Origin of the sequence: Leptonema illini DSM 21528 (genome assembly GCF_000243335.1) — a bacterium.
Classification (GTDB): domain Bacteria; phylum Spirochaetota; class Leptospiria; order Leptospirales; family Leptonemataceae; genus Leptonema; species Leptonema illini.
Genome location: NZ_JH597773.1, coordinates 3,328,438 through 3,344,358 on the forward strand (window position 1 = coordinate 3,328,438; position 15,921 = coordinate 3,344,358).

Annotated in this window: 19 protein-coding genes; 11 read left to right on the forward strand and 8 right to left on the reverse strand. The window is 54.6% G+C overall.

The genetic code is table 11. The features are described 5' to 3' along the window. Positions 1 to 16: 16 nt before the first annotated feature. From LEPIL_RS15165 to LEPIL_RS15175, 3 genes are all read right to left on the reverse strand, one after another. Positions 17 to 1,024, reverse strand: a complete 1,008-nt coding sequence (locus LEPIL_RS15165) for an alpha/beta fold hydrolase (RefSeq protein ID WP_002773721.1) — start codon at positions 1,022 to 1,024, stop codon at positions 17 to 19. A 2-nt stretch (positions 1,025 to 1,026) separates the two neighbouring features. Next, a complete protein-coding gene (locus tag LEPIL_RS15170; protein ID WP_002773722.1) occupies positions 1,027 to 1,467 on the reverse strand; it encodes a MarR family winged helix-turn-helix transcriptional regulator in 441 nt (146 codons plus the stop codon). A 201-nt stretch (positions 1,468 to 1,668) separates the two neighbouring features. Beyond that, complete coding sequence (locus LEPIL_RS15175; RefSeq protein ID WP_002773723.1) at positions 1,669 to 2,193, reverse strand: heme NO-binding domain-containing protein; 525 nt, start codon at positions 2,191 to 2,193, stop codon at positions 1,669 to 1,671. Positions 2,194 to 2,415: 222 nt separating this feature from the next. Between LEPIL_RS15175 and zigA the strand changes: the two genes are divergently transcribed. Genes zigA through LEPIL_RS15205 form a run of 6 tightly spaced genes read left to right on the forward strand, consistent with a single transcriptional unit; the run spans position 2,416 to position 7,323 of the window. Further along, a complete protein-coding gene (zigA, locus tag LEPIL_RS15180; protein WP_002773724.1) occupies positions 2,416 to 3,612 on the forward strand; it encodes a zinc metallochaperone GTPase ZigA in 1,197 nt (398 codons plus the stop codon). Positions 3,613 to 3,625: 13 nt separating this feature from the next. Continuing rightward, on the forward strand, positions 3,626 to 4,363 hold the full coding sequence (locus LEPIL_RS22365; protein WP_169314825.1) for a ZIP family metal transporter: 738 nt from the start codon (positions 3,626 to 3,628) through the stop codon (positions 4,361 to 4,363). Then, a complete protein-coding gene (locus LEPIL_RS15190) occupies positions 4,360 to 4,794 on the forward strand; it encodes a DUF3299 domain-containing protein (RefSeq protein ID WP_002773726.1) in 435 nt (144 codons plus the stop codon). Before LEPIL_RS22365 ends, LEPIL_RS15190 begins: the two co-directional genes overlap by 4 nt. Then, positions 4,791 to 5,297: a ZrgA family zinc uptake protein gene (locus tag LEPIL_RS15195; RefSeq protein ID WP_002773727.1), complete on the forward strand. Its 507-nt coding sequence runs from the start codon at positions 4,791 to 4,793 to the stop codon at positions 5,295 to 5,297. The genes LEPIL_RS15190 and LEPIL_RS15195 overlap by 4 nt, the downstream gene beginning before the upstream one ends. Beyond that, complete coding sequence (locus LEPIL_RS15200; RefSeq protein WP_002773729.1) at positions 5,294 to 6,043, forward strand: ATP-binding cassette domain-containing protein; 750 nt, start codon at positions 5,294 to 5,296, stop codon at positions 6,041 to 6,043. Before LEPIL_RS15195 ends, LEPIL_RS15200 begins: the two co-directional genes overlap by 4 nt. Further along, the gene (locus LEPIL_RS15205; RefSeq protein WP_002773731.1) at positions 6,040 to 7,323 is read left to right on the forward strand and encodes an ABC transporter permease; all 1,284 of its coding nucleotides are present in this window, start codon (positions 6,040 to 6,042) and stop codon (positions 7,321 to 7,323) included. The genes LEPIL_RS15200 and LEPIL_RS15205 overlap by 4 nt, the downstream gene beginning before the upstream one ends. A 20-nt stretch (positions 7,324 to 7,343) precedes the next feature. Here LEPIL_RS15205 and LEPIL_RS15210 read toward each other — a convergent pair whose 3' ends face one another. After that, positions 7,344 to 7,892, reverse strand: a complete 549-nt coding sequence (locus LEPIL_RS15210) for a YceI family protein (protein WP_002773733.1) — start codon at positions 7,890 to 7,892, stop codon at positions 7,344 to 7,346. Positions 7,893 to 8,116: 224 nt separating this feature from the next. Between LEPIL_RS15210 and LEPIL_RS15215 the strand changes: the two genes are divergently transcribed. From LEPIL_RS15215 to LEPIL_RS15235, 5 genes are read left to right on the forward strand one after another with little or no spacing between them, the layout of a single operon-like run. Further along, positions 8,117 to 8,707 (forward strand): hypothetical protein, encoded by a 591-nt coding sequence (locus LEPIL_RS15215; RefSeq protein ID WP_002773735.1) that lies wholly within the window; start codon positions 8,117 to 8,119, stop codon positions 8,705 to 8,707. A gap of 35 nt (positions 8,708 to 8,742) precedes the next feature. Further along, positions 8,743 to 9,975 carry a hypothetical protein gene (locus LEPIL_RS15220; RefSeq protein ID WP_002773736.1) on the forward strand — a complete coding sequence of 411 codons (1,233 nt, stop codon included), beginning with the start codon at positions 8,743 to 8,745 and terminating at the stop codon, positions 9,973 to 9,975. A gap of 13 nt (positions 9,976 to 9,988) precedes the next feature. Then, on the forward strand, positions 9,989 to 10,915 hold the full coding sequence (locus LEPIL_RS15225; protein WP_002773737.1) for a metal ABC transporter substrate-binding protein: 927 nt from the start codon (positions 9,989 to 9,991) through the stop codon (positions 10,913 to 10,915). A gap of 7 nt (positions 10,916 to 10,922) precedes the next feature. Beyond that, entirely contained in the window at positions 10,923 to 11,579 is a 657-nt protein-coding gene (locus tag LEPIL_RS15230; protein ID WP_002773738.1) for an ATP-binding cassette domain-containing protein, read from the forward strand. Beyond that, positions 11,576 to 12,403, forward strand: a complete 828-nt coding sequence (locus tag LEPIL_RS15235) for a metal ABC transporter permease (RefSeq protein ID WP_002773739.1) — start codon at positions 11,576 to 11,578, stop codon at positions 12,401 to 12,403. The genes LEPIL_RS15230 and LEPIL_RS15235 overlap by 4 nt, the downstream gene beginning before the upstream one ends. On the opposite strand, the gene LEPIL_RS15240 is transcribed toward LEPIL_RS15235, so the two are convergent. Genes LEPIL_RS15240 through LEPIL_RS15250 form a run of 4 tightly spaced genes read right to left on the reverse strand, consistent with a single transcriptional unit; the run spans position 12,357 to position 15,919 of the window. Then, positions 12,357 to 14,915: a heavy metal translocating P-type ATPase gene (locus LEPIL_RS15240; protein ID WP_002773740.1), complete on the reverse strand. Its 2,559-nt coding sequence runs from the start codon at positions 14,913 to 14,915 to the stop codon at positions 12,357 to 12,359. The genes LEPIL_RS15235 and LEPIL_RS15240 overlap by 47 nt on opposite strands. A gap of 51 nt (positions 14,916 to 14,966) precedes the next feature. Further along, positions 14,967 to 15,173 (reverse strand): hypothetical protein, encoded by a 207-nt coding sequence (locus LEPIL_RS23535; RefSeq protein WP_143464658.1) that lies wholly within the window; start codon positions 15,171 to 15,173, stop codon positions 14,967 to 14,969. 28 nt (positions 15,174 to 15,201) lie between these two features. After that, on the reverse strand, positions 15,202 to 15,378 hold the full coding sequence (ccoS, locus tag LEPIL_RS15245) for a cbb3-type cytochrome oxidase assembly protein CcoS (RefSeq protein ID WP_157135094.1): 177 nt from the start codon (positions 15,376 to 15,378) through the stop codon (positions 15,202 to 15,204). Positions 15,379 to 15,397: 19 nt separating this feature from the next. Beyond that, positions 15,398 to 15,919, reverse strand: coding sequence for a FixH family protein (locus LEPIL_RS15250; RefSeq protein WP_002773748.1), 522 nt, complete (start codon positions 15,917 to 15,919; stop codon positions 15,398 to 15,400). Positions 15,920 to 15,921 lie beyond the last annotated feature (2 nt).

Here is a 15,921-nt window from a genome sequence, read left to right on the forward strand (position 1 = left end):
GCGAAGATGGCAAGCATTATCGGCGAAAAAATCCCCTGACCAATGCGATGGCGGCATCGGGTCGCACGGTGAACATCGTGTGCCCGTTCTGCGCGACCTTAACATGCTCGGTCTGAGCGGGCAGATAGGAGCGATGATACTGTTCCTGATAATCGTAGCCGATAAACGAGCATTCGCTGCTCAGAAGCAGAAGCGGCCGATTGTACCGATTCAGGCCGTCGGTCAGATCGACGTTAAAGACCGACGGATCATCCATCATGGGCATCGTCGTCGCTTTCATCACCGCATAGCCCGAGCGCCTTGAGAAGTCGGCCGGCATGCGATCGCCAGGGCAAAGATACGGAGGCCCCTCAGACCTGCCCGACATAGCCGTCAGCACATAGTCGGTGCGTTCATGGCCATCGACGGAGGCCACGAATATCATCTTCACAAATGCGGGTACGATCCCCAGCATCGCCGAAATCGACTGGCTCTCTTTCAGCTTCTTAACAAAGACCGGTGCAACCTCGGGCCTGAGAATGCCCGGCTCTGCGATAACGGCATGACTCACTTTCTCGGGATGACGGCCAAGATAGGCCGAAACGAGCATGCCGCCCCAGGAGTGGCCGATGAGACGTACCGGTCTGCCCTGTCCGAAATGATCGACAAGCCCGTCGAGATCGGCGATCTGTCTGTCCACAAAGTCGCGAAACGATGCCGGCACGCTCTCGCGGGCGGATAACCCCGTTCCTCTCTGATCATAGAGTACGACGCGATATTCATCTGAAAGAGCAGAGAGCGACTGCAAGTACTTAGAATCCCCTCCCGGGCCGCCATGCACGACAATCACGACATCGGGACGATCGCCGTACTGCTCGGTATAGAGCGGGTAACCGTCAACGATGGTGCGCGGCAGATCGGCATCAAACGCCGTCGTTTGCGGTATATGGATGCAGCCTTGAAAAAACATTGAAACCCCCAGCATTGATAGCCAGCCGAACTTTCGGCCGCCGATGATTGGCTTCGCCACATAGTCCGTGTTCATGTTCAGTTCTCGTCTGGCTCAAAGGCCCTGCATATCTTCTCAGTTATTTCTGAATACCGACGCAACTCTTCTTTAGTCAGGATATGGCCTATATCACCGGCCAGAGCCTTGAAGGCCCCCTCCTGTACCGAGAGCAGACGATGCCCCTTTTCTGTAAGGGTGATGTGCTGGATGCGGGCATCATCGGCATCGATCTTCTTTCGAATCAATCCCTGATCTTCAAGCCTGCGCACGATCACCGTCGCCGTAGGAGGGGTGACGCTGAAATACTCTGCCAGACGACCGACCGTCGGCCGATCCATGCGCGAGATCGCCTGTACATACTGAAACTGCTGCACCGAAACCGACGAGAGCAGCTTCGATCCAGGCTGATCCTTCTTATGCTCCTGCAAACGACGCCCGTAGCTTTCTGAAACGCGACGCACAAGCTGCCAGAGCGGCATACTCTTCCCTGAAGTGGCCATATTCTCTATTGCATCCCCGCGGGGATATAAACTCCATTAGATTGAACTAACTAATTTTGCAAGCTTTTCTCTGATCCGGCGGCGGACCGCCAGGCGACCGGGCGTTCTGGCTGCCATTTCGGAACGGATGACCGTTCTGCCGATCACGTGCCCCGGAAGCAAAATTTTGCGATACTAATCTCAATGCTCGAACTTCACCCGGACTCGACCTTCATCGATTTTCTGTACTTCGATGGACTCCCCGTACTTGCGCCCCAGGGCATGGATGCCTCCGATCAGATAATCGATCATATTGCGCTGCGATGAATAATGGAGTACAAGCGTTCGCTCATCCTCCCATTCGTAGTGAAGTCTCGGAGGCGTGGCGCCTTCGATATTCTTTGTTACAGTCAGATGGATACGGTCCAGATCAAGTAAGAGCTCTCGCGCAGATTTGTGTCCGATATAATAGGCGCCATAGACTCTCGGAGTAAACACGTTCACCCAGGTTTCGCCGAACTTCAGGCCCATCTGTTCAGAGGACAGCCCGGTCTCTATTTCAGCGGCCTTTCGTAACTGCTGCCACAGGCCCTCGTCAACATCGCTGATCGGTAGCAGGATGCGATCGGCGCTCATGCCGCACCGAGCAGCAATCCTCTGCCAGACGTCATCGCCAAACTCGGCGCGAATCATCTCTCGCATGGCCACGGCAACGGCTGCTTTCATGATCATCCCTCCACGGCCAGACACAGGCCGATTTATTATTTAGTAGTACTTAATCTGAATCTCAATATAAGTGCGGGGGATATTCTGGCTACTTACTTTTTCAGAGAAGCGGGGATACAGGCAGTCAGTTCATTTTTCACCGAAGAGGAAGGCACCCCCTCCGCCCTCACTATCAGTAATTTTATTATTTACGATTAATACGGTTTATGCTTTCCTGGCCTCATGCTTCCTGTGACCGTCCTTTCCGGATTTCTTGGTGCCGGTAAAACAACCGTCCTCAACCATGTACTCAATAATCGAATGGGCCTGCGCGTCGCCGTCATCGTTAACGACATGAGCGAGGTCAATATCGATGCCTCTCTTATTAATAAGGGCGAAGGAGCCCTCTCGCGCACCGAAGAGAGGCTCGTCGAGATGTCAAACGGCTGCATCTGCTGTACTTTGCGCGACGACCTGCTCGCTGAGGTCTCGAAGCTTGCTCACGAAAAGCGCTTCGACTACCTGCTCATAGAATCTACGGGCATCGGAGAGCCTTTGCCTGTAGCGATGACTTTTTCATTTGAAGATGAGTCCGGCCGCTCTCTATCGAGTGTAGCGCAGCTGGATAATATGGTAACCGTCGTGGACGGAGCAAACTTCTTGCGACACTATCGCTCCCGAACCGACCTGGCCGATCTCGGGCTCGCCGCAGGCGAGGAAGACGATCGCTCCCTTGTCGATCTTCTTACCGAACAGGTGGAGTTCGCCAATACGATTGTGATCAACAAAACCGACCTGATGCGCGGCGAAGAACACGAAGAGCTGAGATCCATCTTGAAAACCTTGAATCCCGGAGCCGTTCTTTTATCGGCGGTAAATGGCAAAGTCCCGCTTGATGAGCTACTGAAAACCGGCCGATTCGATATGGAAACGGCGCAAAGCTCGGCGGGATGGGCCCGCGAGCTTGCCGGGGAACATACTCCGGAAACGGAGGAATATGGCATATCGAGCTTCGTGTTCCGGGCGCGAAGGCCGTTTCATCCTCAAAGACTGTGGTCTTTTTTCAAAGAAGATTGGCAAGGGACGCTACGCTCCAAGGGCTTCTTCTGGACGGCAACCCGTCCAGAATGGGTAGGCATCTGGTCCCAGGCCGGTGCATCCTGTCGCGTTGAAGTGGGTGGAAAATGGTGGGTCGCCGTTCCCGATGAATTCTGGCCTGTCGATCCCGATGAACGCAGTATGATTCTCGATTCGTTCGACACCGAAAACGGCTTCGGAGACCGACGTCAGGAGCTTGTCTTCATAGGTCAGCAGATGAACAGAACTGAAATGGAGCGTGCTCTGACCGAAGCGCTGTTAACCGACGCCGAGCTCGATGCCGGGCCGGAGGCATGGATGACGATGACTGATCCTTTCCCCTCGTTTGAGGTCGATGAATAATACCATGCAGTCTATGCTCTACCCTCTTCTGGCCGGCTCAGTGACGGCCTCCGTTTCGCTCTCTGCGCTCGCATTTCGCGGAGTCAGACCGGAACGCCTGAAGGTATGGGCTCCGATCCTTGCCTCTTTTTCTGCGGGGATTCTACTGGCCGATGCCCTGCTGCATCTGCTGCCCGAAAGTCTGCACGTTGTTCACCCTCGACAGGCATTCCTCTTCGCGCTCGGGGGGTTCTCGATATTTCTTATTCTGGATCTGACGCTTCGTTCTCTGTCTCCCCGGCATGGAGGCATAACCGTGCTCATCGTCGGTGATGGTGTTCATAACTTTCTCGATGGAATTCTGATCGCGCTGTCCTTTTCTGTGGACACGACGACCGGGCTTTTTATCACTCTTGCCATACTTGCACATGAGTTTCCGCAAGAGGCGGGCGATGTCGGTGCCCTCATCCAATCAGGAGCCGATATCCACAGTGTCATCCGCTGGAATATGATCGCCTCACTGGCCGTTATTCCTGGAGTGCTGACGGCTCCGTTATTCGGCAGTATCGGCGTCGCCGGCGGCAGCATCATGGCTCTGACGGCAGGGTCTCTCCTTTACATTGCCACCGTTAACATACTGCCATCGGTTAAATCGGGAGCACGCCCGATACCGGCCGCGATCGCCTTTCTTTTCGGGATATCCGTCTTACAGGGTCTGGAACTACTTCCTCATACTCATATAGAACATACGATCACGGAAGGTCTGGAATGAATCGCCATATACTTGCCCTGCTTTTACTCATGCCGGTATCGCTTGCAGCCGCACCCGTAGCGCGCTGGAAGGATCTTGCCGGGCTCAGCCTTCGAACGGGAAAACCGTCACAATCCCTTGCAAAACTCCTGAACAAACCCGTAAGAGTAGCCGGCTTCATGATCCCCCTTGAGGATTCTGAAGCGGCCGTTAACGAGTTCCTCCTTGTTCCGTATCCGCTGGCCTGCGTGCATGTTCCCGCTCCTCCGGCGAACCAGATCGTACACGTTAAAATGGCAAAGAACAAAAGGATTCCCGTCCAATGGTATGAGCCCATCTACGTAGAAGGGCTGCTACGGGCGCAGAAGATGCAGAGCATATACGCCGATACCTCATTTCAGATGGCCGGCTTCAAAATACTACCGTACAAAGGCGAAGGAGAACTTGAATGAAACGATACGCCACACCGCTGCTAACCATGCTGCTGGCCGCTCATTGCGAAAAGGAACATGTCCACTCGCACGTTCCAGGCGCCCACGTTCACGGACGGGCCGAAATACAGATCGCAGTAGAGAAAATCGACGGCATCGCCTACTTCATACGTTTCGAGGCGCCGGCAAAGGATCTGCTGGGTTTTGAACGAGATCCGGTTAACGACGACGAGCGCAAGAAAAAAACCGATCTGCTCTCATCTCTGAAAGAAGGCTCCGGTCTGGTGTCGGGAAAAGACTGCACGACCGAGTTCGTCGCTTCGGAAGAAGAAAAGGAAGGCGAGCATCGGTCTATTGTGGCGCAATACCGGCTGAGTTGTTCAAAGCCGCTTTCTTCTATCCAGATAAGATTTCTGACGGCTTTCCCGTCGATCAAAGATGCCGCCGTTACGATCGTCGGCGAAAACGGTCAGTCAATCAAGCCGCTGGCTCCAGGCCAGACGACTCTTGAACTCCCGGAATGAAAAAGCTCCGAAAACGATCCATCGTAGCGATTCGTGAACTGGAGTTTCGTTATGCGAACGGCGAATATTCGCTTCGCATTCCCGAACTCACAATAGCTGAAGGCGAAAAGCTCTTCCTCTACGGACCGAGTGGATCCGGAAAATCCACTCTTCTCTCTCTCATAGCAGGAATCCTTATTCCTCAGCATGGAACGATCAACGTTCTCGACCGGGATCTTAAGACGATGTCATCACGGGAAAGAGATCGATTTCGCGGCGAGCATTTGAGCATCATCTTTCAAGAATTCAATCTGCTGCCGTTCTTATCGGTCCGCGACAACGTCAGATTGCCGCTTGATCTTTTTCCTTCGCGCATGGGGCCCGCAACGAAAATCAGTCAAACGCCTGATGCTCATATCGTAGCGAAATCCGACGATGCAAAAGGCGTTCTGTGCGACCTCATGCTGCAACGCCTCGGACTGTCAGATATCGCCCATCGAAAGGCGTCCGACATTTCGCGCGGACAGGCGCAAAGAGCGGCCGCCGCCAGGGCTCTCATCGGTCGACCCAACTTAATACTGGCCGACGAGCCGACCTCTTCACTTGATACTGATGCGACAGAATCATTTCTCGCAACGCTTTTCAAACAGATGCAACAATCGCGTGCCGCCCTGATCTTCGTCAGTCATGACCGATCGTTGAAGAAAAGATTCGACCGCGCCGTTGATCTGACGTCGCTGATCTCCAGTCAAACGAGGAATGTATGAAATCAGCCATCGTCGTGCGTCTTGCCTGTCGATCCCTGCTGGCCAGGCGATTCACAGCAGCTCTTACCGTTATCACCGTTGCCATCAGCGTCGCCCTCTTTGCCGCTACAGAGCAGGTGCGCAGCGGAGCTCGCAGCGGCTTTGAAGGCGCCATCAGAGGAGTCGATCTTGTCGTCGGCGCACGCACCGGGCCTGTTAACCTTATCCTCTACTCCGTCTTTCGCATTGGCAGCCCGACATCGAACATGACGATGAAAAGCTACGAGCGGTTTGCGGCGCATCCGGCCGTGCAGTGGAGCATACCCATATCGCTCGGTGATAGCTTCCGCGGCTTTCGCGTAGCGGGAACGACGCCGGCCTTTTACGAACGCTACCGATTCGGCGACGATCGCCAGATTCAGTTCAAGGAAGGAAACGGCCCTCAGAGGCTTTTCGATGCAGTTATCGGCGCCGATGTCGCCGATCGACTCGGTTTGAATTCGGGCCGCAAGATCGTCCTTACGCATGGAATCTCGCAGAGTGCCGGTATTCTCGATCATGAAGAGCTTCCGTTCCTGATAACAGGAGTCATCCAACGGACCGGTACTCCGGTCGACCGAACGGTTTTCATTTCACTGGAAGCCCTGGAAGCCATCCATCTGGACTGGTACTCGGGTGCTCCTCCGGCTGAGGGAGAAGAGACTCCTCGCGAAAAGATAGAGGAGATGTATCGAAAGGGCGAGTTGAAGCCGAAACAGATCACCGCATTCTACATACGAACAAAGAATCGTTTCGAGGTGCTGCGCCTGCAGCGGGAGATACAGGATTATAGCGACGAGGCTCTCACGGCCGCTCTGCCCGGAGTCGCCCTTCAGGAACTATGGCAATCCGTCTCGATCCTTGAAACGGCGCTACGCATCATGAGCCTTTTCATCGTCGCCGGAGGGTTATCCGGAATGATGCTATCGCTTTTCATGCTGCTGGATCGGCGAAGAAAGGAGATGGCCGTTCTGCGAGCTCTTGGAGCCGGGCCCGGTCTACTCGCCATGCTCATGATCGCCGAGGCGGCTTTGCTCAGTGCGACAGGGGCCACGCTCGGGCTCCTTGTCTCACGGATAACGCTATCTCTGCTTGCCGAACCGTTCGGCATGCAGACGGGTTTCTTCGTCCGTATAGTGCCGCCCGGAACAATCGAGCTGTTAACCATCCCGATTGTTACCGTTCTGGGGATGCTGGCCGGCCTCTTCCCGGCTATGCAGGCCGTCCGACGATCGATGCAGGACGGCCTGTATGCGCCCTGAGGCCGGGCGCTCGCTACCTCTCAGCCCTTCTTCAGTGCGACCTTAAAGACAAGCTTCACTTCGTCTTTAATCGGATTTATCATGCTGCTATAGGTGATCCCGAAATCGCTGCGCTTGATCATCGTCTCGCCGCTGAGCTCGGCGCTGTTTCCCGAGACGGTTCGTTTCAGGTCGAGCGTAAGCGGCTTTGTGACTCCGACCATCGTCAGCTTGCCGGTGAGGACCAGTCGGTCGCCTTTCAACTCAGCCTTCTCGATCGTGAAAACCGCTTCAGGGTGCTTCTCAACGTTAAAGAAATCCTCGTTTTTCAGATGAGCGTCGCGCTTAGCATTCGCCGTGTCGATCGAGGCCGTCTTGATAACGATCTTGCCCGTTCCCGTCCAGTTATCGCTGATCTTGCCGTCGAAGGCCCACTGCTTGAAAAGCCCGTCGGCGTCGTGCATGCGGCTGTAGGCGGTGAAGGCGATTTTCGATGTCTCGGGCTGCACCTTCCATTCGGCAGAAAGGGCGCCTGCCGTAAGCAAGAAGGCCGCTGCGATTATCATGAGATGCTGTGTTCTGAGTTTCAATGTTGTGCTCCTGAATGCTTCATAGTGAAAGTCTTAGGAATCCTGTCATTCCTGCCCTGTATTCTACACCTTCCTGCTTTTGGTTGCATGAGCAAATGTTCAATGTACGTAAATTTTTGTGAATCCATCTACATCCCGGACAATTCTGCTTGACCACAAACAGGAAAATTCCTATCTGTTAACAGTAATTTTCTTAACTAAGAAGAATCTAAACAGGAGATTTTATGAAAAGAGCCTTCCTTCTACTATCACTACTTCTATTCAGCCAGTGCTCTCTATTGAACAAACCAGAAAACAACGACGGCGACACAGCCCTGGCGCTGCTGCTCGGCATATCGGCAGGCTGCGTGATCGGAGGCCAGGCATTCACTCCGTCTGCCGGCGTGACCTGCTCGGGCGGCACGGCCAGCGGCACCGGCACGCTAACGGCAGTCGGCAATAAGGATGAGATCTTTATGCAACTATCGCCTTCTATTGGAGCCGGCGGCTTTCTTCGTGTGTTTACATACGCACCATCAGGTAATATTACCGATGCTTCCAGTGTAAGTATAAATATCAGCGCAGAGGGACAGATGAGCAACCACCAGAACTTTTCTGGAATCGGCGTTCCGTTCTCCACATCGGGCAGTACATTCTGCCTTGAATTCCACGGCGAGCACGATCACATACTGTATAAGAATGCCGCCTGTTCGGCGACAACCGGCGACGAAGCAGAATTCGTCAAAACCGGCTCTCAGGAGGCCTGGGGATTTGAATTGAACAACGCAACCCTGACCAATGTCACCTTCTTCTCAGAAGGAAGGCTGACGGAATAATCATTGTGTGAAACGTGGCCGTAGCGGTGTCCTCCATGAAACGATGCTTACTCCTCTCTGTCCTGCTGCTCTCTGGCCTGCATTCGCTACAGGCCGAGGAGATCGACGATCTCTTCAACTCCGAACAGGCAAAGGATCAGGAGGCGATCGAAAACGAACGCGATACAAAGACTGAGAAGAAGCATCCGTCCGGTGAGCCCGCTCAGTTTCAGTTTAACGATAGCGCCGGACGTACCTATTCGCTCGACATGATGGCGGCCGTCGATACGGTCCTTGAATGGTATAAGAATACGCCGCACTCTACAGGGAACAAATACTACGTGCGTACGGGCGAGTTCGGATTCTACGCGGCCATCGATCATCTTGCCGAGGGCGTTCTTACCTTTGCCGCGCACGACGAGGGCGGCGAATTGATGGCCGAGGTACACGAGGCCTATCTACAGATGCCCGGCACGCTGATTCCGCGAACGACGATCCGGCTCGGAAAGATGTTCCCTCAAGCAGGACGTTTGAACGGCATCCATCAGCATGACTGGGCCTTTGTGACGCCTCCCGTCGTTCACGAGAAGTTGCTTGATTACGAGGGCATCCTCGATACGGGTGCGGAGTTTTCCTTTCTCATGCCGTGGCCGTTCTGGCAGGAGTTGACTGTCGGCGCCTTTAACGGCCGCACGTTCGGACACGCACATGACGACGGCGAACAGAAGAATAACCCGCTCTTTAACGGACGACTGAAACAGTTCTTTCCGTTAGGCGACAGATGGGGAACTCAGTTCGGATTCAGCTATCTGCGCTGGCATCCTGAAACCGTATCGACGAAGGTATCACATCAATATGGCTTCGATTTTCTACTCAAATACAAAAGAGGCAAACTTGCTTCTTTTCAATGGCAGACAGAGGCCTGGTATCGCGAAACACGCATGAAGAACGAGCGCAAGCTTGATCCGCCGGCCGATCCCGTCGAAACGCATGCGGGCACGTACACGTTCCTTGAGTGGCAGCCCTTCGAACAGTGGGCCTTCGGAGCCCGCTACGACTACTATACGATTCCGACGCTGCGCGAGTCCAATCAATACACCGGGCTCGATCAGGCGAAGAAAAACGGCCTTGAAGAGGTTTCGATGATCGTAACCTTCCGCCCGTCTGAGTTTTCCTTTTTTCGTGGACAGGCGTCGACCCGGGTGGATTTTGAAACGGGCCTTCGCACGTGGCAGTACTATCTACAAGCGACGTTTATTCTGGGCAAGCATCCGGCGCACGTCTATTAATCTGAGGACAGCAATGAAACACTTCAAACTTCGCATTCTGTTCGCCGCTCTGGCATTCGTATCTCTCACTTTGCAATCGGGCGTTTCGGCTGAGGATCGCAAGCTTCGCGTCGTGACGACGACATCCGATCTTGCCTACCTTGCGCGAGAGGTCGGCAAGGATCGCGTGCAGGTGGAGTATCTGCTTCCGCCGACGGCTGATCCACATTTTTCTGACGCCCGCCCCGACTTCATCGTTAAGCTGAGCCGGGCCGACGTTCTCGCTATCGTCGGCATGGACCTCGAGGTGGGATGGCTGCCTCCGATCGTGCAGCAGTCGCGAAACCCGAAGATCTTCGTCGGAGCAAACGGCTACTGTGACGCCTCCGTGGGTATTCACGTTCTGGAAAAGCCGACGGGCAAGGTGGATCGCTCGATGGGCGACATCCACGTATTCGGCAATCCGCATTACTGGATGGATCCGCTGAACGCCGCAATCATGGCGCGCAATCTGCGTGACGCCATGATCCGCGTCGATCCCGACCACCGGCAGAGCTACGAAAAGAATTATGGCGCGCTGTTCGAACGACTGCGCGCCTTCACAAAAGAGCAGATGAATCGTTTTGCGCCGGCAAAAGGCATGAAGGTCGCCGTCTATCATAAGGAGTTCAGTTATCTGGCCCATCGATTCGCTTTCGACCCGGCCATATCGATCGAAGAGAAGCCTGGCGTTCCGCCTTCTGCCGCTTATTTAAAGAAGGTCGTCGAAGATATGAAGCGCGAGAAGATCAAAGTGATCCTGATCGCTCCTTATAACAATCCGCGTTATGCGAACTCCGTCGCAGAGAAGACAGGAGCAAAGGTTCTCGTCATGCCCACATCGGTCGGTACGATAGCAGGCATTGATAGCCACGAAGCAAGCATAAGCCGCATGCTGGATCTTATTCTTCAGAATCGATGAGGGCGCCGTGAGCGAAGAGTTATCCAGACTTGCCTTCTCTTCAGCTCGCATCGGAATCGGTGATCTGCTTCTGATCGACGATCTGAATATCACGCTTGATAGAGGAGACCGGCTGCTGCTTCTCGGCCCGAACGGAAGCGGCAAATCGACGCTGCTGTCGGTCATCCTCGGGAATCGGCAGATTCAAGCCGGGAACTTTACATCGACCTTTTCGAGAATCGGCTATGTTCCTCAGTGGAAAAAGGTGGAGTTTCAGTATCCGTTAACCGTCGAGCGATTGCTCTCGCTGGCCTTTCCGTTGCCGGCCTTTTCGGGCTCCGAAAAAAAGCGACGCAGCGAGAGAATCGAACGCATGCTATCGATGGTAAAGATGGATGATCGACGCCACAGGCTTCTTCGCGAATGCTCGGGCGGTGAATTGCAGCGGGCCTTTCTTGCGCGGGCCTTCTTGCTGAATCCCGACCTGCTGATACTTGATGAGCCGATCAGCGCCGTCGATCAGGAAGGCCGGAATCAGATTCTCGATCTTCTGCGCATCTATTGTGAGGAACGCAATCCGGCGGTGATCCTGACCATACATGACAGCGAGCCAGACTGGCAGGAGTTCTTCACGCGCAGAGCTCATATCTCGGGACGCCGGCTTGTAGAAGAGAGGGAATCATGAACACAGAAAACGAAATCCTCTCGGCCCTTTTCTTTTATAAGGCTCAGATCCTTACAGGCGCTCTGATCGGCGTACTCACCGCACTTCTGGGAGTCTTCGTGATTCTGCGCCGCATGATCTTCTCGGGCATCGCCCTATCACAGGCGGCATCGGCTGCCGTCGTGCTCACCCTGCTCGTTCAGCTTCACAGCGAACCGGTCGTCTTTGCCGTCACGCTCGCCCTGTTCAGTCCTTTCTATTTTCTACAACAGAAAGCGGAGCGCAATCCAGACGCCGTTCTGGCAGGCGCCCTCGTCTTCTTCGCCGCTCTGGGTCAGGTGCTTCTTGCTTTCGGCGCCGGAGCGCAGAATCATCTTATCACGGCCTTTTTCGGGAATATTCTGACGATGCCCGAAGACGAATGGAAACATCTGTGGATGCCGTTAACCGTCGGCTCGATCGCCTTCGCCTATCTCTATCGTCCTCTGCTTGCCGTCTCGTTTGACCGGGTGTATGCGAAGAATTCAGGACTTCGCCCGGCTCTGATCGAGCTGCCGTTCTTTCTACTGTTAACGGCCTGCCTGACGACAGCCATCTATCTCATGGGCTCTTTTTACAGCATCGCACATCTTGTCATTCCCGGATTGATCGGGCTGGCCTTCGCCCGAAGTATGGGGCGGGCCTTTGCCATTGCCGCCGTCGTTTCCCTTGTCGGAACCTTTCTCGGCTTCCTGATCAGCCTGATCCCGATTGAGGTGGCCGGTACGACGATCAACCTGCCCACCTCAAGCACCGTGGTTATGGTTCTTGCGGCGTTTCTTCCGCTCCTGCTCGCATCAGAGTGAGAGAATTCAAAACGACGCATATAGAGCTGAGAGACATGAAAATCGCGCCAAGCAGCGGCGTGATATAACCGAAAAACGCCAGAGGCAGAAGTAATACGTTATAGCCGAACGATATCGAAAGGTTCTGCACGATCTTCATTCTTGTACGACGCGAAAGCCTGGTCATAAACGTCAGAAGTCGCAGATCGGGTTTCAACAGAAGAATGTCGGCCGAATAAAGTGCAAGACGCGAAGCCTCGGCAAAGGTAATACCCACGTGAGCGGCCGAAAGGGCCACCGTGTCGTTTACTCCGTCGCCGAGCATTACGGTGACGCCAGTCTTGCGTAGCTCTGCGATACGGTCTCGCTTCTGCTCGGGCGTCATCGACGCCTGGAACGATCGCAGACCGGTTCCCTGCGTCACAAGGGCCGCCGTCTGCTCTCCGTCGCCGGTTAACAGCTCGGTGTCGCCCGCTTTATTCAGTTCTGCGACGACGGAGGCGGCCTCCGGTCGAATAGTATCCTGCAATTGAAAGACGCAGAGCAGCTCCTTCTGGCCGTTCATCGTTCGGCCGAAGCCCACCGGCGTAGCAATGCCGTCGAGCGAAACCGCCCCGATACCGTATCCAAGCTCTTCCAGATAAGGAAGCGAACCGAGATGATAGGCGGCCTTAGCGAAAGAATCCGCACCCCCACCTGCAATGTTAACCGGAACGAGTGCCTGCACGCCGCGGCCTGTAAGATACGTCGTCTCGATGTCGTCACGGCGCAGCCTCTGATGCTTCGGCGCCGATTCGATAAAGGCCGTCGCAAGCGGATGCTCGATGCCCGTCGAGGCCTGGATCTGTGCTGCAAGTAGAAGATACTCCGGCGCTTTACCGGCAGAGCAGCCGTCGATGCGCGAAACATGCATCTTACCGGTCGTAATCGTTCCCGTCTTATCGAAGGCGAAGTGCTTTGCCTTTGCGAGAATCTCAAGGTGTTCGGCCTTATGAATCAGACATCCGCGCGAAAACGAGTGTTGCATCGCCACAAGGATCGCCGTCGGAATGGATAACGAAAGGGCGCACGGACAGGCGACGATCAAAAGCGAGAGCGTATGCAGAATCGCTCCGGGAAGATCATTGCGTATCTCAAACCAGTAAAAGAAAGTCGCCACTCCGGCAAGAAGAACGAAGCCGATGAAGATAGCGGCCGCTCTGCTGGCGATGCGCTCGGATCGCGGCCGGTCGCGAAGACTCTCTTCGGCCATGCTCATGATTCTTGTCAGCGTGCTTGTTGCATGCGTGCTCGTCGCCTCAAGCACGATCGCCTTTTCGCCCGCCGCCCGCGACCCGGCCGTAAGAATCTCGCCCGCCTTGCGCTGTCTCGGACGAAACTCGCCCGTTAATGCCGATTCGTCGGTTTCGGCCGATTCGCTGAGAAGACGTCCGTCGACGGGCAGCGCCTCGCCGTTACGCACAACAAAACGATCCCCTATTTTTACGTCTTCAAGCGGAGCGATTCTCACCTGCGACTCCTCGTCGAGGTCGTCGATATCGACGCCGGCGTTCAGAAGGCGTGCGAAATCTGGAATATGACTGATGAGGTTATGCGTATAATACCAGGTCTTCAAGCGGATGCGGCTTTCCAGAAAGCGTCCGATTAAAATGGCGAAGACGACGAAGCAAACGGCGTCGAAAAAGACTTCTCCCTTGCCGGTTAACGTCACATAGACGCTGTAAAAATAGGCAAGCGAAAGCCCCGACGCCGTCAGTATATCCATGCCGAGCACACGGTTGCGAATCGACGCCCAGGCGGCCTTGAAGAATTCAGAGGCGGAATAGAGATAAACGGGTGTGGCCATCAGCCAGGCGACGAAATGAAAGAACTGCTTCGTCAGCTCGTCCATGAAACTGAACATGCCCGCATACAGCGAAAAGCTGATCAGCATGATGTTGCCGGTGAAGAATCCGGCGACGGCCATTTTTTTAAGAAGGCTGACCGAGGCCTTTTTCAGCTCGACGTTTTCCTTCTCCTGAACGGGTAGAAGTCGGTATCCGACCTTTGAAACGGCCCGCGCAAGTCGCGCCAGATCCGTCTTCTCGGGATTCCACTTCAGATGAACGCGACTTGTTACCAGCTGCACTTCGGCCGAGATCACTCCGTCGATATTCCGTAATATCTTCTCGTTCAGCCATACGCAGGAGGCGCAGTGGATTCCGCGAATCAGGAAGGTTCCTTCAAGAAAGCTCTGCTCTCCGTCCTGTCCCTTCGATGCGATGCGATCTTCGAGCGCTCGATAAAGGGCCTCTTCGGGCATCTGCTTCTCGTCGGGCCGTGAGGCAAAGTCCGTGCGCGATTGATAATAGCTGCCGAGGCCTTCCTGTTGAATCAAGAGATAGGCGTTCTTGCAACCATTACAGCAGAAATGCAGCTCTTCAGCGGCGCTCTGCAAGCGAAAGGAATCGGTTTCAACGGGCAGGCCGCAGTGATAGCAGCCGTCTATCTTCCGGGACGAGTTGCCCGCAGTCTCACGAATCGGAGAGGTCATGACTGTCAGATCCTTGCATGAATGCGCCCGGCAAAGTGAAAAAGCATAATATCATCGAATCACGAGCCTTACGTATGCGGTCATAGCGGCGATAAACGCAGCTGAAAGAAGAACGAGCAACAGCACAAGGCGAGCACGCAACCATCGCCTCTGCCATAGCTGCCGCCTCTCTGCCTGACGACGCTCTCGTTCGAGTCGGCCGCCTCTAACGACTCGCAACGCAGGAATGCCTGACTTCTGTGAACTGCTGACGCTCATACCGTTCACAGACAAAAAAGGCAGAGCGTTAAGCTCTGCCTTCCTTTTTGGCGGATTTCTTTTTTATCGAAGTATCGACATCGTCTTCTTCATCAAGAACCATACGATGCCCTGGCATCTCGGGATCGTTATAATCTCCGTTCTTAACGCTCCAGAAAAAGAAAACCAGGAATCCCAGAGCGATGATCACGGCAATGGGAAGCATGATGAGAAGGCCCGGCATATTACTGCACCGTCAGCTTTTTCGAGATATGGATGGCCGAATCGGCGTCGGGGCGAACCTCTACCGAAACCTCAACCACGCCTTTCAGCGAAACGTCGACCTTCTTGCTCATCTGCATCGTGTTGCCCGATCGCACAAAATCCGATGCCGGGAATTGAAGTTGCTTACGTCCCTCAACCGACGCCGGATGCGAAATCGTTACCAGCACGGCGTCACGGTCTGCCGGACCGAACTCGCCCGCCGGCTTCGACGGATCTTTCTCAAGCACGACATTCAGCGTATTCTCTCCCGCTTGAATCGATTCTGCATCGAAAAGATTGATCTTCGCCGTCCAGCCGCGCGCTCTCGCTCGATCGAACTCGTCGTTGCGCTTCTGATAATCCAGTCCCTTCTCATGATAGGCCGGATCGGTCGGCGGCTCATAGCTTTTCACCGCCGTCCGCACCGTGTAGAAGATGGCGACAAAAAAGACGGCGAAGAAAAGACCGATGACGATAAAGGCTCGTCTTAATGATGAACTCACAT

What these genes read in the sequence shown, in the direction of transcription:
- LEPIL_RS15165 (WP_002773721.1), bottom strand. Translation starts at nt 1,024, where the DNA reads ATGAACACGGACTATGTGGCGAAGCCAATCATCGGCGGCCGAAAGTTC.
- LEPIL_RS23535 (WP_143464658.1), bottom strand. Translation starts at nt 15,173, where the DNA reads ATGAGCGTCAGCAGTTCACAGAAGTCAGGCATTCCTGCGTTGCGAGTC.
- LEPIL_RS15220 (WP_002773736.1), top strand. Translation starts at nt 8,743, where the DNA reads ATGAAACGATGCTTACTCCTCTCTGTCCTGCTGCTCTCTGGCCTGCAT.
- ccoS (WP_157135094.1), bottom strand. Translation starts at nt 15,378, where the DNA reads ATGCTTCCCATTGCCGTGATCATCGCTCTGGGATTCCTGGTTTTCTTT.
- LEPIL_RS15200 (WP_002773729.1), top strand. Translation starts at nt 5,294, where the DNA reads ATGAAAAAGCTCCGAAAACGATCCATCGTAGCGATTCGTGAACTGGAG.
- LEPIL_RS15190 (WP_002773726.1), top strand. Translation starts at nt 4,360, where the DNA reads ATGAATCGCCATATACTTGCCCTGCTTTTACTCATGCCGGTATCGCTT.
- LEPIL_RS15205 (WP_002773731.1), top strand. Translation starts at nt 6,040, where the DNA reads ATGAAATCAGCCATCGTCGTGCGTCTTGCCTGTCGATCCCTGCTGGCC.
- LEPIL_RS15215 (WP_002773735.1), top strand. Translation starts at nt 8,117, where the DNA reads ATGAAAAGAGCCTTCCTTCTACTATCACTACTTCTATTCAGCCAGTGC.
- LEPIL_RS22365 (WP_169314825.1), top strand. Translation starts at nt 3,626, where the DNA reads ATGCTCTACCCTCTTCTGGCCGGCTCAGTGACGGCCTCCGTTTCGCTC.
- LEPIL_RS15235 (WP_002773739.1), top strand. Translation starts at nt 11,576, where the DNA reads ATGAACACAGAAAACGAAATCCTCTCGGCCCTTTTCTTTTATAAGGCT.
- LEPIL_RS15240 (WP_002773740.1), bottom strand. Translation starts at nt 14,915, where the DNA reads ATGACCTCTCCGATTCGTGAGACTGCGGGCAACTCGTCCCGGAAGATA.
- zigA (WP_002773724.1), top strand. Translation starts at nt 2,416, where the DNA reads ATGCTTCCTGTGACCGTCCTTTCCGGATTTCTTGGTGCCGGTAAAACA.
- LEPIL_RS15170 (WP_002773722.1), bottom strand. Translation starts at nt 1,467, where the DNA reads ATGCCGCTCTGGCAGCTTGTGCGTCGCGTTTCAGAAAGCTACGGGCGT.
- LEPIL_RS15195 (WP_002773727.1), top strand. Translation starts at nt 4,791, where the DNA reads ATGAAACGATACGCCACACCGCTGCTAACCATGCTGCTGGCCGCTCAT.
- LEPIL_RS15225 (WP_002773737.1), top strand. Translation starts at nt 9,989, where the DNA reads ATGAAACACTTCAAACTTCGCATTCTGTTCGCCGCTCTGGCATTCGTA.
- LEPIL_RS15175 (WP_002773723.1), bottom strand. Translation starts at nt 2,193, where the DNA reads ATGAAAGCAGCCGTTGCCGTGGCCATGCGAGAGATGATTCGCGCCGAG.